We start from the raw sequence: 12,596 nt of genomic DNA on the forward strand, positions 1-12,596 counted from the left end.
TCCAGCGTCAGGTCATCGGCGAAACGCCGGTCACCGGTCGCGTCGGGCACGTACTTCACACAGACAACGATCCTCAAGCTCACGCCGGCTCTCCTACTGCATCGTCATTTCCGGGCTGCCTTGTTGCACGCAGCATAGGCGCCTTGTCGGGCCGGATCCGGTCAGGACGACCGAGGCTCCGAGCCCGATATTACTCGCCAGTACACCCAGTCTCTTACCCCTGGGCAAGCGCCGCGCACTGTGACCTTGCCAACGCGGCGGGCCTGTGCGTGCGCGCCCTCAGTCTCGCAGAGCCGTGAACCGTCCCTGGTGGTAGACCAGCGGGCGACCGGCTCCGGAGGGCGCGCCCGCCACCGCCTCGGCGATGACGATGCGGTGGTCCCCGGCCGGGACACGGGTCACGACGCGGCAGACGAGCCAGGCGGACACGCCGGCGAGCAGCGGAACGCCTTCGGGGCCACTGCTCCACTCGGTCGACGGGCCGAAGCGGTCGGCCCCGCTGCGGGCGAACGTCGCGGCCAGTTCCCGCTGGTCCTCGCCGAGTATGTGAACGCCGACATGAGTGGCCTCGGACAGCACGGGCCAGCTGGAGGAGGACGTGCCGATACCGAAGGAGATCAGCGGGGGTTCGGCGGCGACGGAGGTCAGCGAGGTGGCGGTGAAGCCGACCGGGCGCTCCCCCGCGGCGGTGATCACGGCCACGCCCGCGGCGTGGCGGCGGAAGACCGAGCGGAAGAGTTCGGGAGTGGCGACCGTCGGGGCAGGGGCGAGATCGGGCGTTGCCGTCATGGACGTGTTCCTTCTGCGGAAGTGGCGTACGGGTCCGTGGGTGCTCAGGCACCCGGACAACGCGCACTCGCATTGCGTGCGAGGTCCACATGGACCCGGCCGTAAAGAAGGAGTTCTGGCGGCATAACGTCAGACTGACGATGCGGAGCGGGCGCAGTCAAGGGCGTTCCGGAATGTGGGAGATGCGTCACGGTCCGTCATATGGCGTGCCCCAGCGCCGCGACGACGTCGACGGTGCGGGGCTGTCCGGATGCCCGGCGGACCACCTCGCCCTCGGCGTCGAGCACCAGGACGGTCGGCGTCTTCGTGATGTCCAGCTGTCGCACCAGAGCGAGATGGGCCTCGGCGTCGACCTCGATATGGGCGACCCCCTCGACCATCCCGGCCACCTCGCCGAGCGTGCGGCGGGTCGCCCGGCACGGCTGGCAGAAGGCGCTGGAGAACTGGACGAGCGTCGCGCGTTCCCCGAGTTCCGCGCCGAGTTGGGATGCGTCGAGTCGCTGTCCGTGTGTCCGGCGGTCCACCTGGTGCCTCCTGATCAGAGTTCGTCGTAAGGGGTCAGCACCGGCCGCAGCCCAGGCATTCCCCGCAGCTCCCGGGGTACGCGCACGTGACGAGAATCTCGCGCCCCGCGTCCGCCGGGACTGGCCAGCGGCTCGCACATGGGGCACGATCGCCACAATGCCGAAAACCTACGGCTGCGTAACTTCCGCCGGGAGAACCCTCCCCAGGCGCTGAAGAAGGGTCTTCATCCAGATGGCAGAACTCGTCTATCGACCGGTCATCGGCGCCGCTCGCACCCTGTTCAAGGCGCTCGACCTGAAGATCGACACTCAGGGTTCGGAGCACATCCCGAAGACCGGTGGTGCGGTGCTGGTCAGCAACCACATCAGTTATCTCGACTTCATCTTCACCGGGCTGGGCGCCCTGCCGCAGAAGCGGCTGGTGCGGTTCATGGCGAAGGAATCGGTCTTCCGGCACAGGATCTCCGGTCCGCTGATGCGGGGAATGAAGCACATCCCGGTCGACCGCGACCAGGGCGAGGACGCGTATGCCCACGCGCTTCGGTCACTGCGTTCCGGTGAGATCGTCGGAGTGTTCCCCGAGGCCACGATCTCGCAGTCCTTCACCCTGAAGAGCTTCAAGTCGGGTGCCGCGCGCCTCGCCCAGGAGGCCGGGGTCCCGCTGATCCCGATGGCGCTCTGGGGCACGCAGCGGATCTGGACGAAGGGGCGGCCGCGTAATTTCCAGCGCAGCCACATCCCGATCACCATCCGCGTCGGCGAGCCCATGGAGGCGCCCTCCGACCAGTACGCCGGCGCCATCACCCGGCGGCTGCGGGAGCGGGTTCAGGAGCTGCTGGAGGCGGCGCAGCGGGCCTACCCGGTGCGCCCGAAGGACGCGAGCGACACCTGGTGGGTGCCGGCCCATCTCGGCGGTACGGCCCCGACACCCGCCGAGGTGCGCGAGCTCGGCTGACAGCCGCCCCACGACAACCGCGACGTCGCCACTTCACCGCGGTCCGTGGACGGTGATCCGCGCCCCGGGACTCAGCCGCTCCAGGGTCGCGGCGAGTTCGGCGCCCGCGGCGTCGAGCCCGCCGTTCGCCATCGGCGCGAGGCCCTCCAGCAGGAAGACGGCGTTGACCGACTCCTCGGTGAGCCGGGTGCGCACACCCTGACGCCAGTTCCAGCGGCGGCAGGTGACGCCCTCGTCGTCGCACCAGACGACTTCGCCGGGCTCGGGGTGCTCCACCGTCTCCTCGCCGCCGGCGACGGTGAGGAACGGCTCGTCGCCCGTCGCGCGGATCAGCCGCATCCCGCCCTTGATGTGGTCGGTGTCCTCGCCGCCGACCGGGACGAGGTGCGCGACGCTGATCGCGTTGTAGGCGTCGACCAGCAGGTTGACGCGGGGCAGGCCGCCGTCGGCGAGGGCGCGCCGGGCGAGCGCCTCGGCCGAGTTGCGGGTGCGGGAGGGCTTGGCCCCGAACGCCGTGTAGACCTCGCGCCAGGCGGCGATGCGCGGGTCCTCGTGCGGGGCGCGGTTCTCCAGGCGTTCGGCGAGCCTGCGGGCGGCGTCGTCCAGCAGGGCGGCGCTACGGGTGTCGCTGGGGCCGTTGACCAGGCCGTGCGCCTCGACGGCGAGGTGGGTGAAGCCCGGTGCGATGGCGCGCACTTCGTCGGACACGGTGAGCGTGAGGGTCATCGTCTGCCTTACTGCCTTGCTCGGTTCGGTTACTCGGGTGCGGTGGTCCGGCGCGGGGCTGCGTTCAGAGGGCCGTGGGGAGGTTCCGCAGCAGCTCCGAGCGGTCCCGGGCGCTCTTCAGCGCATGGAGGATCACCTCGGGCGGTGCAACATAGACTACTGGATAGTCGACTTCGTTGAACTCTTCGCGTGCCACCCAGGCCAGCCGCTCCTCCTCCAGCGAGAACTGCGCGTCGACGCCCGGTTTGTTGCCCCGCGGATCCACCCGCGCCCACCCCCCGGCCCCGGGGAGCCGCAACGCGACCAGCCCGTGGATCACGGGGGTCGCGCCGTCCTGGCCGACCAGACGTTGATAGCAGAGGCCGGCCGGAATGCCGCCGGCCCGCAGCAGCGCCGTGAGCGCGATCGACTTGGCGTAACAGATGCCCGTACGGGCGGCGAGCACGTCGGAGGCGCGCCACGTGACACGCGGATCCCCCGAGTCGGCGGAGTGCGGAATGGTGTCGCGGACGAACTCGAAGGCGGCCCGCGCGTATGTGTATGCGGTGTCGGCGTCGAGCATGAGGCGGGTCACCGCCTCGCCGACCCGAGGGTGCTCGTGATCAATGACCTCGTCGGCGGCCAGATACGCTTCGATACCCGGGGACTGCTGCGTCAGCTCCATGATCGGAGAGCGTACGAAGCGACCGACCGGAAGTCCATCAATTTCCGGTCGGCCGCATACTCATGCAGGATGTGCGCTAGCGCGCCATCTCTTCCTTGAGTGCCTGGAGGAAGGCGTCGACGTCGTCCTCGCCGGTGTCGAACGCGCACATCCAGCGGACGTCCCCGGCCGCCTCGTCCCAGAAGTAGAAGCGGAAACGCTTCTGGAGCCGCTCGCTGACCGCGTGCGGCAGCCGGGCGAACACGGCGTTGGCCTGGACCGGGTAGAGGATCTCCACCCCGTCGATCGCCCGGACGCCCTCGGCGAGCCGCTGGGCCATGGCGTTGGCGTGCCGGGCGTTGCGCAGCCACAGGTCCCTGGCGAGCAGCGCCTCCAGCTGGACGGAGACGAAGCGCATCTTGGAGGCGAGCTGCATGGAGAGCTTGCGCAGGTGCTTCATCGCCCGGACCGCGTCCGGGTTCAGCACGACGACGGCCTCACCGAAGAGCGCGCCGTTCTTCGTGCCGCCGAAGGACAGCACATCGACGCCGACCGTGTTGGTGAACGTCCGCATCGGCACATCCAGCGAGGCGGCGGCGTTGGCTATCCGGGCCCCGTCGAGGTGCACCTTCATGCCGCGCTCGTGGGCGTGGTCGCAGATGGCGCGGATCTCGTCGGGGGTGTAGACGGTGCCCAGCTCGGTGTTCTGGGTGATCGAGACGACCTGCGGCATGGCCCGGTGCTCGTCGTCCCAGCCGTACGCCTGCCGGTCGATGAGCTCCGGGGTGAGCTTGCCGTCCGGGGTGGGCACGCCGAGGAGCTTCAGCCCGCCCATCCGCTCGGGCGCGCCGCCCTCGTCCACGTTGATGTGCGCGGACTCGGCGCAGATGACGGCGCCCCAGCGGTCGGTGAGAGCCTGGAGGGCGACCACGTTGGCGCCCGTGCCGTTGAAGACCGGGAAGGCCTCGGCGGTGGCGCCGAAGTGGCTGTGCATCACGCGCTGGAGGTGGTCGGTGTAGTCGTCCTCGCCGTAGGCGACCTGGTGGCCGCCGTTGGCGAGGGCCATGGCCGCGAGGACCTCCGGGTGCGCGCCGGCGTAGTTGTCACTGGCGAAGCCGCGTACCTGCGGGTCGTGGTGACGTCGCGCGTCGGTCCTCACGTTTGCGGGGTCAGCCACAGGCGCTTTCCGTTCACTTCCGGGGCGGGCTTGTCCCAGACGCCGGCGATGGCCTCGGCCAGCTCCGTGACGTCGGTGAAGCCCGCGAACTTCGCATTCGGGCGCTCGGCGCGCATGGCGTCGTTCACCAGTGCCTTGACCACCAGGATCGCAGCAGCGGCCGCAGGCCCGTCCTCGCCCCCCGCCTTGCGGAAGGCGTCGCCGAGCGCGAGGGTCCACGCCTCGGCGGCGGCCTTGGCGGAGGAGTAGGCGGCGTTGCCCGCGGTGGGCTTGCTGGCTCCGGCGGCGCTGATCAGGAGATAGCGGCCCCGGTCGCTGCGCTCAAGGGCCTCCTGGAAGGCCAGCGAGGTCGACTGGACGGTGCGGATGAGCAGCTTCTCCAGGGCGTCCCAGTCGGAGAGCACGGTCTCCCGGAACGACGGGCTGCCGCGCCAGCCGCCGACGAGGTGGACCAGGCCGTCGACGCGGCCGAACTCCGCCTCGGTGCGCTTGGCCCAGTCCCGGGTGGCGTCGAGGTCGAGCAGATCGACGGTCTCGCCGGTGACGGTCGCGCCCCCGTGGGCGTACCGGGCGGCGTCCACCGCCTCGGCGAGCCGTTCGGGGTTCGCGTCGCACCCGACGACCGTCGCGCCCGCCTCGGCGAGCCGCAGCAGCGTCGCCCGGCCGGCGGGGCCGGCCGCTCCGGCGACCGCGACCACGGCTCCTTCGAGCACACCGGTCCCCTCGCCCGTGCCGTTCGCGTTCATGGCCACCGCCTCCTCGGGAGAATGGTTCACGCGGCTGCCCGCTCGTCGTTCGCCGCGGTGATTCCCTTGGCAGAGGCAATCACGTGTTTCAGCTTCTTGGCGAGCGCCTCATAGAACATGCTCAGGGGAAACTCGTCCGGAAGCACGTCGTCGACGAGCTTGCGAGGAGGAAGTGTGAGGTCCAGGGCGTCGGGGCCCTTGGCCCAGCGGGATCCCGGGTGCGGGGCGAGGTAGGTGGACACGAGGTCGTACGCGGCGAACCAGTGGACCAGCTTCGGGCGGTCGATGCCGTCGCGGTAGAGCTGCTCGATCTCGCCGCAGAGCTGGTTGGTGACCTCCGGGGCACGGCCCCAGTCGATCTTCAGGGTGTTGTCGGTCCAGCGGACCACGTCGTGCTTGTGGAGGTACGCGAAGAGCAGCTGGCCGCCGAGTCCGTCGTAGTTGCGGACGCGCTCGCCGGAGACCGGGAAGCGGAACAGCCGGTCGAAGAGCACCGCGTACTGCACGTCACGGCCGTGGGCGTTGCCCTCGGACTCCAGTTTCACGGCCTCCTTGAAGGCGGTGAGGTCGCAGCGCAGCTCCTCCAGGCCGTACATCCAGAACGGCTGGCGCTGCTTGATCATGAACGGGTCGAACGGCAGGTCGCCGTGGCTGTGGGTGCGGTCGTGGACCATGTCCCACAGGACGAACGCCTGCTCGCAGCGCTGCTGGTCGCCGATCATCTCGCGGATGTCGTCGGGCAGCTCCAGGCCGAGCAGGTCGACGGAGGCCTCGGTGACGCGGCGGAAGCGGGCGGCCTCGCGGTCGCAGAAGATGCCGCCCCAGCTGAAGCGCTCGGGGGCCTCGCGCACGGCGATGGTCTCCGGGAAGAGCACCGCGGAGTGGGTGTCGTAGCCGGCGGTGAAGTCCTCGAAGGTGATGCCGCAGAAGAGCGGGTTGTCGTAGCGGTTCGCCTCCAGGTCGGCGAGCCAGTCGGGCCAGACCATCCTCAGCACGACCGCTTCGAGGTTGCGGTCAGGGTTGCCGTTCTGCGTGTACATCGCGAAGACGACGAGGTGCTGGAGGCCGTCGGCCCGGTCCTTCGCGGGCTGGAAGGCCAGCAGCGAGTCCAGGAAGTCGGGGACGCGGAAGCCGTCGGCGGCCCAGCGGCGCAGGTCGGTGACGAGCGCGCGGTGGTAGGCGGCGTCGTGCGGGAGGAGCGGGGAGAGCTCCTCGACCGCTCCGGTCACCCGGTCCAGGACCCGCTCGACGACGGCCGGGGACGGGGCGCCCTCGGCCTCGAAGTCGATGGATCCGTCCTTGGACTGCCAGGGGCGGATCTCCTCGACGGCATCCTTGAGCACGGGCCAGGCCGGGTGTTCGACCACCCGCTGGACCGTAACTATCGCGCCGTCGGTGGCGTCGTGCACAAGAATTTCCGTCATAACACTTCCTCCACGGGAGAACCTCGCGTGCATTCACCGTAGCCGTGCGGGGTTCCTTCCGACAAGTGGGGGACTGCAAAATATCCTGCGTACCCCCCATGGTCGCCGCTGTTTTTCCTGCCGTATCCCGGGTAGACGCGCAGTTCGCCCAGTCGCTCCCGGGCACGGGCGACCGGGCCCGCACAGCGGGGGACATCGCGGGCCTCGGCCGCTACCCTCCCCAGTGCCGCATTGCCGTACCTCCGCTTGCCGCACCTCCGCGCGGGCAGGAGCAGTCGACGGACCGCCGCCGACGGAAACGAGGTCGCCTTGTCATTTCTCACCCTGGGACATCGCGGAGTGATGGGCGTCGAGCCCGAGAACACCCTGCGCTCCTTCGTCCGCGCCGAGGCGTCCGGAATGGACGCCATCGAGCTGGATCTCCATCTCAGCAAGGACGGCGCGCTCGTCGTGATGCACGACGTGGACGTGGACCGCACCACGGACGGGACCGGACCGATCGCGGCCAGGACCCTGGCGGAGCTGCGCGAGCTCGACGCCGGCCAGGGCGAGCGGATCCCCGTCTTCGAGGAGGTGCTGGAGGCCGTCTCCTCCCCGCTCCAGGCGGAGATCAAGGACGTGGCGGCGGCCCGCGCGCTGGCGGACGTGATCCGGGAGCGTGATCTCGTCGGCCGGGTGGAGGTGTCCTCGTTCCACGACGAGGCCGTCACCGAGATCGCGCGGCTGGTGCCGGGCGTGCGCACGGTCCTGATCGCCAGCCGCTGGGGCGCGGACGTGGTGGACCGGGCGAAGGCGGCAGGCGCGGCGACACTCGCGCTGAACATCCGCCGCCTCACCATGGAGATCGTGGAACAGGCCCACTCCGAGGGGGTGAAGGTGATCGGCTGGGTGGTGAACACCCAGGACCACCTGCGTCTCGCACGGGCGCTGGGCCTGGACGGCGCGACGACCGACTTCCCCGAGATCCGCCGCGCCGGGCGCTTCACCGCCTGAGGGCGGGCGTCCTCAGGCGCCTTCCCCCGCGTCGCTCACCTCAAGGTTCTTGACGAGCAGTTCAAAGGCCAGGTCGTCGCGCTGAGGAATCCCGAAGCGCTCGTCGCCGTACGGGAACGGGGTGAGCGCTCCCGTACGGCGGTAGCCCCGGCGCTCGTACCAGGCGATCAGGTCCTCGCGCACCGAGATCACCGTCATGTGCATCTCGCCGACGCCCCAACTCTCCCTGACGGTGCGCTCAGCCTCGGCGATGATCAGCTTGCCGAGTCCGCCGCCCTGAAGTCCCGGCCGCACCGCGAACATGCCGAAGTAGGCCGCGTCGCCCCGGTGTTCGAGCTGGCAGCAGGCGACGAGTCCGCCGTCGCGCTCGACCGCGAGAAGCCGGCCCGCCGGAGCGTCGATGACCTCGCGCACACCCTGTTCGTCGGTCCGCTGTCCTTGGAGGATGTCGGCCTCGGTGGTCCAGCCGGTGCGGCTGGAGTCACCTCGGTAGGCGGACTCGATGAGGGTCACCAGCGCCGGTACGTCGTCCTCGGTCGCGTCGCGGAAGGTCAGCCGGGCCGCGTCGGGGGGAGTGGCGGTGTCCATGGTGGGGTGCTCCGTTTCTCTGCTGCCGTACGCACTTCTGTGCTGCCGTACGCGTTTCCCTGCTGCTGTACGTACGGTCGCGGTCTCCGCCGTCGCACGTGCGGTCGAGAGTAACGCGACCCGAAGCGCCCCCGACGGGCCCCGGCGCACCCCCTTCACACCCCCGTGCGCCGGATTCGGCGTCGGGCCCCCGGGCATCGATGGGACGACCCGCAACAGTGCCGTACGTCCGACCGGGGGGAGGCGCGCCGTGCACGGAGGGGCCCTGACCGGCTGGCTGCTGATGGCGTTGTGCGCGGTGAGCGGCGCCTACTGCCTGCTGCGCACCCGCGCGGGAACGCCGCAGGAGCGCCGCACCGCACGCTCGGAGGCGCTCATGGGTTTCGGCATGGCGGCGATGGCCGTTCCGGCGGCGGTGCTGTCGCCCCCGGACTGGGCCTGGGCGGTGTACGCGGTGCTGTTCGGCGCGGCCGCGCTGCGAGCGCTGCGCCCCGCCCTGCGCGGCGGCCACCATCTGCACCATCTCGTCGGCTCACTGGCCATGGTCTACATGGCCGTGGCGATGGCCCCCGCGGTCACGGGGAGCGGCGGGGGCGGGCATGCCGGGCACGGGGCGGGCGCCGGCGCCGGCGGCATACCCCTGCTGACCGGGGCGCTGCTCGTCTACTACGCGTGCTACGTGCTGGGCTCGGCCGGCCGACTGCTGCCAGGGACCGTCATGGTCCCGGCCGGGGGGACGGTCCCCGCCCCCGGGGCCCCAGGAGGATTCGGGGGCGCATCGGACGGCCTGTCCGAGCTCACGACGGCGTGCAGGCTGACGATGGGCATCGGCATGTTCGCCATGCTGCTCACTCTGTGAGACAGGAAGTGGGACAGAACCCCCGGCAAACCGTGGTCTACGTCACTTGCCGGTCGCGGCCGTACCCCCGGCCGACCCGCCCCTCATAAGCTGAGGCCATGCTGGTCTCCCTCGCGCTGCTGCTGCTCGGTGCATTGACCGCCCTGGTGACTCCCCGCGTGATGGCGCGCGCCCGGTGGCCGGAGCGCGAACCGGTCGTGGCCCTGTGGGTCTGGCAGTGCGTGGTGGCCGGGGTCCTGCTGTCGTTCGCCCTGTCCATGACGCTGAGCGCGGCCGCCGCCTGGCAGGCGGTGCGCGGCCATGTCTTCGCCCCCGCCCCGCACGCCGTCGTCGAGGCGTACGCCCTGGCGGCGTACGGGCCGTGGTCGGCGGTCATCGCGGTACTGCTGGCGATGGGCGGGCTGTGGACCGGGGCGATGCTCCTGAGGGAGATCCGGCGGGCACGGCGTCGCCGCGAGCAGCGTCGGGCGGAACTGCTGGTGCGTTCCCCGCTGATGCCGGGCGAGGAGCCGGGCGCCGACCGCCTCGTGGTGCTGGAGGGTGAACGCCCCGACGCCTGGTGGCTGCCCGGCACGGCTCCGCAACTCGTCATCACCACCGCCGCGCTGGGCCGCCTGAAGGGGCGTCAGCTCGATGCCGTGCTCGCCCATGAGCAGGGGCACGCCCAGGCCCGGCACGACTGGCTGCTGCACTGCTCGTCGGCGCTGGCGATCGGCTTCCCGCAGATCCCGGTGTTCGCCGCGTTCCGCGACGAGATGCACCGGCTGGTCGAACTGGCCGCCGACGACGTGGCGTCGCGCCGCTTCGGCCGGCTGACGACCGCGCTGGCCCTCGTCGGACTCAACGAGGACCGTGGGGTGTTCGGCCCCTGCCCCACCCCGCAGGCCCAAGTGCCCCTCCGGGTCAACCGGTTGCTGGCCCCGGTCGAACGGCTGACGGCGGGCCGCAGGCTCCGGCTGACAGCCGCCGCCGCGCTGGTCCCGGTCGTCCCGGTGTTCGTGGCCTTCGTCCCGGGGCTCCGCGCGCTGGGTTAGGGCGCGTCCGCCGGATCAGGAGCCGGGGCAGCGGTGCCGGCCCCCTTGATCGCACCCCGAGTTGGCCTTCGGGCGGTGTCCTCCGCGAGGATCACCCCATGTCCTCTCCCCTGCTCCGCTTCCGCTCGCCGGATCGCTCCGCCCGCACCCCGCCCGCCCTGTGGACCGGGGCGGTCGTCGGCGCGGCCGCTTTCGTGCTGCTCGTGCTGGTGGCGGCGCGCTGGTCGCCGCTGATGTCCCTGGACCGGGTGGTCGCCGACGCCCTGCACCGGCACGCGGTGACCGATCCCGGTCTGGTGCATGTGAGCCGGGTGCTGACGGACTGGGTGTGGGATCCCTGGACCATGCGCGCCCTGATCGCGGCGGTGGTGGTCGCCCTGTGGTGGCGGGGCGCGCGCCCGCTCGCCCTCTGGCTGGCCGCGACGAGCCTGATCGCCACGCTCCTCCAGCAGGGGCTGAAGGCGGCGGTGGGCCGGGAGCGCCCGCAGTGGCCCGATCCGGTGGACTCGGCCCACTACGCGGCCTTCCCCTCCGGGCATGCCATGACGGCCGTCGTGACCTGCGGCCTGTTCGTCTGGCTGCTGTGGCTGTACGGCGCCGGCCCCGGCGCCCGGGCCGCGGTGCTGGCCGTGGCGGTGGTCTCGGCGGTCGGTGTGGCGGCGACCCGGGTGTACCTGGGGGTGCACTGGCTGACCGATGTCGTGGGCGGTGCGCTGCTGGGGGTGGCCGTGGTGGCGTTGAGCGCCGCGGGGTACGCCCGGTACGCGGCGGCCCGGGAGGGCGCTCTTGCCGGCTCGGGAACGGACCGGTAAGGATCGCGTCCATGGTGGTCAAAGGCGTGCTGTTCGACTTCTCCGGAACCCTGTTCCGTATCGAGCCGGTCCGTGACTGGCTCGCCGCCGTGCTGCGCGAGGAGGGCGTCGACGTCACCCCGGCGGATTTCGAGCGGTACGTGAGCGGGCTCACGGAGGCCGGTGCTCTCCCGGGCGGCCCGTCCCCGGTCCGGGTCCCCGACCGGCTGGCCGGGGCGATGTCCCGCCGGGGCGATGTCCCGCCGGGACCTGAGCGCCGCTCTGCACCGCGAGGCGTACACCGGTCTGGCCCGGGGCGTCGCCCTGCCCGATCCGGGGCTGTACGACGCGCTGTACGACCGCCACAGGCGGCCGGAGGCCTGGCAGGCCTATCCGGACGCCGCGGAGGTGCTGGCGGGGCTGCGGAGGGCGGGGATCGCGGTGTGTGTGGTCAGCAACATCGGGTGGGACCCGCGCCCGGTCTTCCGCGCGCATGGGCTGGACGCCCTGGTCGACGCCTATGCCCTGTCCTTCGAGCACGGGCTCCAGAAGCCCGACGCGGGGCTGTTCCGCATCGCCTGCTCGCTGATCGGCCGGGATCCGGCGGACGTGGTCATGGTCGGTGACGACCGGAGGGCGGACGGTGGCGCGGCCGCTCTGGGCTGCGGGGTCCGGTTCGTGGACCACCTGCCGGTGGCGGAGCGGCCCGACGGCCTGCGTTCGCTGGGTCTCGTGCCGGAATGAGGCCCGCGGCGAACAGAGGAGATCGGACCGGGGTGTGAGGCATATCCCGCCGCGGATGGGGTAAGGGGAGCGGCTCGTGGCCGTAGCCTGGTGGACATGTCCCCCATGCCGTCGTCCCTGTCCGCTCGTTCCGCAGCCGAGGTCAACGCGGAGATCCGCGACCTGTGGCAGCGTTCGGGCGGGTGCCTGACGCCGCAGGACGAGGCTGAATACCAGCGGCTGCTGGTGGAATGGACCGCCGCCACCGGCGGAAGCGTCCGCACCGCCGCCTGACCGCCGTACCCGCGGTTCGACGGCACCGAAAGCCTGTGCGGAGATCGCGCCCGATCCGGCGATCCCCCGCGTCGCCGGATCCGGGCGCACCCTCGGCGTGCCACGTGGGACACGGCCGCGGACCGCGCCGGGGACCGGAGTTGCGGAGTCCGCCGTCGCAGGGATCCAGCATGTCCCCACCCGGCTCATCGGTCAATGAATTTCCGGCGGCTACACGCACCGGGGCCGGGGGGGGGGGGGGGGGGGGGGCCCCCCCCCCGCCCCCCCCCCCCCCCCGCGGGGGCCCGGCCCCCCCCCCCCCCCCCCGGCCGGGGGGGGGGGGTGTGGGGC

The 12,596-nt window shown here is 71.6% G+C and carries 14 protein-coding genes and 2 pseudogenes; 7 read left to right on the top strand and 9 right to left on the bottom strand.

Going from position 1 to position 12,596, the window contains the following annotated elements; all coding sequences use genetic code 11:
* The 3 genes and pseudogenes from ACIQRW_RS27860 to ACIQRW_RS27870 form a co-directional block, all read right to left on the bottom strand.
* A pseudogene (locus ACIQRW_RS27860) lies at positions 1 to 83 on the bottom strand (electron transfer flavoprotein subunit beta); the annotation flags it as partial.
* A gap of 196 nt (positions 84 to 279) precedes the next feature.
* Positions 280 to 789: a flavin reductase family protein gene (locus ACIQRW_RS27865; protein WP_403765109.1), complete on the bottom strand. Its 510-nt coding sequence runs from the start codon at positions 787 to 789 to the stop codon at positions 280 to 282.
* Between the two features lie 197 nt (positions 790 to 986).
* Positions 987 to 1,313: a TlpA family protein disulfide reductase gene (locus ACIQRW_RS27870; RefSeq protein WP_403765111.1), complete on the bottom strand. Its 327-nt coding sequence runs from the start codon at positions 1,311 to 1,313 to the stop codon at positions 987 to 989.
* A gap of 232 nt (positions 1,314 to 1,545) precedes the next feature.
* On the opposite strand from ACIQRW_RS27870, the gene ACIQRW_RS27875 reads away from it, so the two are divergent.
* Positions 1,546 to 2,268: a 1-acyl-sn-glycerol-3-phosphate acyltransferase gene (locus ACIQRW_RS27875; protein ID WP_161186864.1), complete on the top strand. Its 723-nt coding sequence runs from the start codon at positions 1,546 to 1,548 to the stop codon at positions 2,266 to 2,268.
* A gap of 33 nt (positions 2,269 to 2,301) precedes the next feature.
* On the opposite strand, the gene ACIQRW_RS27880 is transcribed toward ACIQRW_RS27875, so the two are convergent.
* From ACIQRW_RS27880 to ACIQRW_RS27900, 5 genes are all read right to left on the bottom strand, one after another.
* On the bottom strand, positions 2,302 to 2,994 hold the full coding sequence (locus ACIQRW_RS27880) for a B3/4 domain-containing protein (RefSeq protein ID WP_403765113.1): 693 nt from the start codon (positions 2,992 to 2,994) through the stop codon (positions 2,302 to 2,304).
* A 64-nt stretch (positions 2,995 to 3,058) separates the two neighbouring features.
* Positions 3,059 to 3,658, bottom strand: coding sequence for a transglutaminase family protein (locus ACIQRW_RS27885; RefSeq protein ID WP_403765115.1), 600 nt, complete (start codon positions 3,656 to 3,658; stop codon positions 3,059 to 3,061).
* Positions 3,659 to 3,734: 76 nt separating this feature from the next.
* A complete protein-coding gene (locus ACIQRW_RS27890; RefSeq protein WP_403765413.1) occupies positions 3,735 to 4,796 on the bottom strand; it encodes a threonine aldolase family protein in 1,062 nt (353 codons plus the stop codon).
* A complete protein-coding gene (locus ACIQRW_RS27895) occupies positions 4,793 to 5,560 on the bottom strand; it encodes an SDR family NAD(P)-dependent oxidoreductase (RefSeq protein WP_403765117.1) in 768 nt (255 codons plus the stop codon). The genes ACIQRW_RS27890 and ACIQRW_RS27895 overlap by 4 nt, the downstream gene beginning before the upstream one ends.
* A gap of 26 nt (positions 5,561 to 5,586) precedes the next feature.
* Positions 5,587 to 6,984, bottom strand: coding sequence for a DUF6421 family protein (locus tag ACIQRW_RS27900; RefSeq protein ID WP_403765119.1), 1,398 nt, complete (start codon positions 6,982 to 6,984; stop codon positions 5,587 to 5,589).
* A gap of 342 nt (positions 6,985 to 7,326) precedes the next feature.
* Between ACIQRW_RS27900 and ACIQRW_RS27905 the strand changes: the two genes are divergently transcribed.
* Positions 7,327 to 7,977 carry a glycerophosphodiester phosphodiesterase gene (locus tag ACIQRW_RS27905; protein ID WP_403765415.1) on the top strand — a complete coding sequence of 217 codons (651 nt, stop codon included), beginning with the start codon at positions 7,327 to 7,329 and terminating at the stop codon, positions 7,975 to 7,977.
* 12 nt (positions 7,978 to 7,989) lie between these two features.
* Here ACIQRW_RS27905 and ACIQRW_RS27910 read toward each other — a convergent pair whose 3' ends face one another.
* On the bottom strand, positions 7,990 to 8,565 hold the full coding sequence (locus ACIQRW_RS27910; protein WP_403765121.1) for a GNAT family N-acetyltransferase: 576 nt from the start codon (positions 8,563 to 8,565) through the stop codon (positions 7,990 to 7,992).
* Between the two features lie 250 nt (positions 8,566 to 8,815).
* Here ACIQRW_RS27910 and ACIQRW_RS27915 point away from each other — a divergent pair, with 250 nt between their 5' ends.
* The 5 genes and pseudogenes from ACIQRW_RS27915 to ACIQRW_RS27935 all read left to right on the top strand — a co-directional run bounded on the left by ACIQRW_RS27915 (position 8,816) and on the right by ACIQRW_RS27935 (position 12,266).
* Positions 8,816 to 9,424, top strand: coding sequence for a DUF5134 domain-containing protein (locus tag ACIQRW_RS27915; protein ID WP_403765123.1), 609 nt, complete (start codon positions 8,816 to 8,818; stop codon positions 9,422 to 9,424).
* A gap of 98 nt (positions 9,425 to 9,522) precedes the next feature.
* Positions 9,523 to 10,458 (top strand): M56 family metallopeptidase, encoded by a 936-nt coding sequence (locus ACIQRW_RS27920; protein ID WP_403765125.1) that lies wholly within the window; start codon positions 9,523 to 9,525, stop codon positions 10,456 to 10,458.
* Between the two features lie 98 nt (positions 10,459 to 10,556).
* The gene (locus ACIQRW_RS27925; protein WP_403765126.1) at positions 10,557 to 11,270 is read left to right on the top strand and encodes a phosphatase PAP2 family protein; all 714 of its coding nucleotides are present in this window, start codon (positions 10,557 to 10,559) and stop codon (positions 11,268 to 11,270) included.
* An 11-nt stretch (positions 11,271 to 11,281) separates the two neighbouring features.
* Positions 11,282 to 11,993: pseudogene (locus tag ACIQRW_RS27930) on the top strand (HAD family hydrolase).
* Between the two features lie 96 nt (positions 11,994 to 12,089).
* On the top strand, positions 12,090 to 12,266 hold the full coding sequence (locus tag ACIQRW_RS27935; RefSeq protein WP_403765128.1) for a hypothetical protein: 177 nt from the start codon (positions 12,090 to 12,092) through the stop codon (positions 12,264 to 12,266).
* The last annotated feature ends 330 nt before the right edge of the window (positions 12,267 to 12,596 follow it).

The organism is Streptomyces sp. NPDC091287 (genome assembly GCF_044768525.1).
GTDB lineage: Bacteria > Actinomycetota > Actinomycetes > Streptomycetales > Streptomycetaceae > Streptomyces.

Excerpts from the sequence above, each read along its gene's own strand:
- ACIQRW_RS27865 (WP_403765109.1), bottom strand. The coding sequence starts at position 789 with ATGACGGCAACGCCCGATCTCGCCCCTGCCCCGACGGTCGCCACTCCC.
- ACIQRW_RS27875 (WP_161186864.1), top strand. The coding sequence starts at position 1,546 with ATGGCAGAACTCGTCTATCGACCGGTCATCGGCGCCGCTCGCACCCTG.
- ACIQRW_RS27880 (WP_403765113.1), bottom strand. The coding sequence starts at position 2,994 with ATGACCCTCACGCTCACCGTGTCCGACGAAGTGCGCGCCATCGCACCG.
- ACIQRW_RS27885 (WP_403765115.1), bottom strand. The coding sequence starts at position 3,658 with ATGGAGCTGACGCAGCAGTCCCCGGGTATCGAAGCGTATCTGGCCGCC.
- ACIQRW_RS27895 (WP_403765117.1), bottom strand. The coding sequence starts at position 5,560 with ATGAACGCGAACGGCACGGGCGAGGGGACCGGTGTGCTCGAAGGAGCC.
- ACIQRW_RS27900 (WP_403765119.1), bottom strand. The coding sequence starts at position 6,984 with ATGACGGAAATTCTTGTGCACGACGCCACCGACGGCGCGATAGTTACG.
- ACIQRW_RS27905 (WP_403765415.1), top strand. The coding sequence starts at position 7,327 with ATGGGCGTCGAGCCCGAGAACACCCTGCGCTCCTTCGTCCGCGCCGAG.
- ACIQRW_RS27910 (WP_403765121.1), bottom strand. The coding sequence starts at position 8,565 with ATGGACACCGCCACTCCCCCCGACGCGGCCCGGCTGACCTTCCGCGAC.
- ACIQRW_RS27920 (WP_403765125.1), top strand. The coding sequence starts at position 9,523 with ATGCTGGTCTCCCTCGCGCTGCTGCTGCTCGGTGCATTGACCGCCCTG.
- ACIQRW_RS27925 (WP_403765126.1), top strand. The coding sequence starts at position 10,557 with ATGTCCTCTCCCCTGCTCCGCTTCCGCTCGCCGGATCGCTCCGCCCGC.
- ACIQRW_RS27935 (WP_403765128.1), top strand. The coding sequence starts at position 12,090 with ATGTCCCCCATGCCGTCGTCCCTGTCCGCTCGTTCCGCAGCCGAGGTC.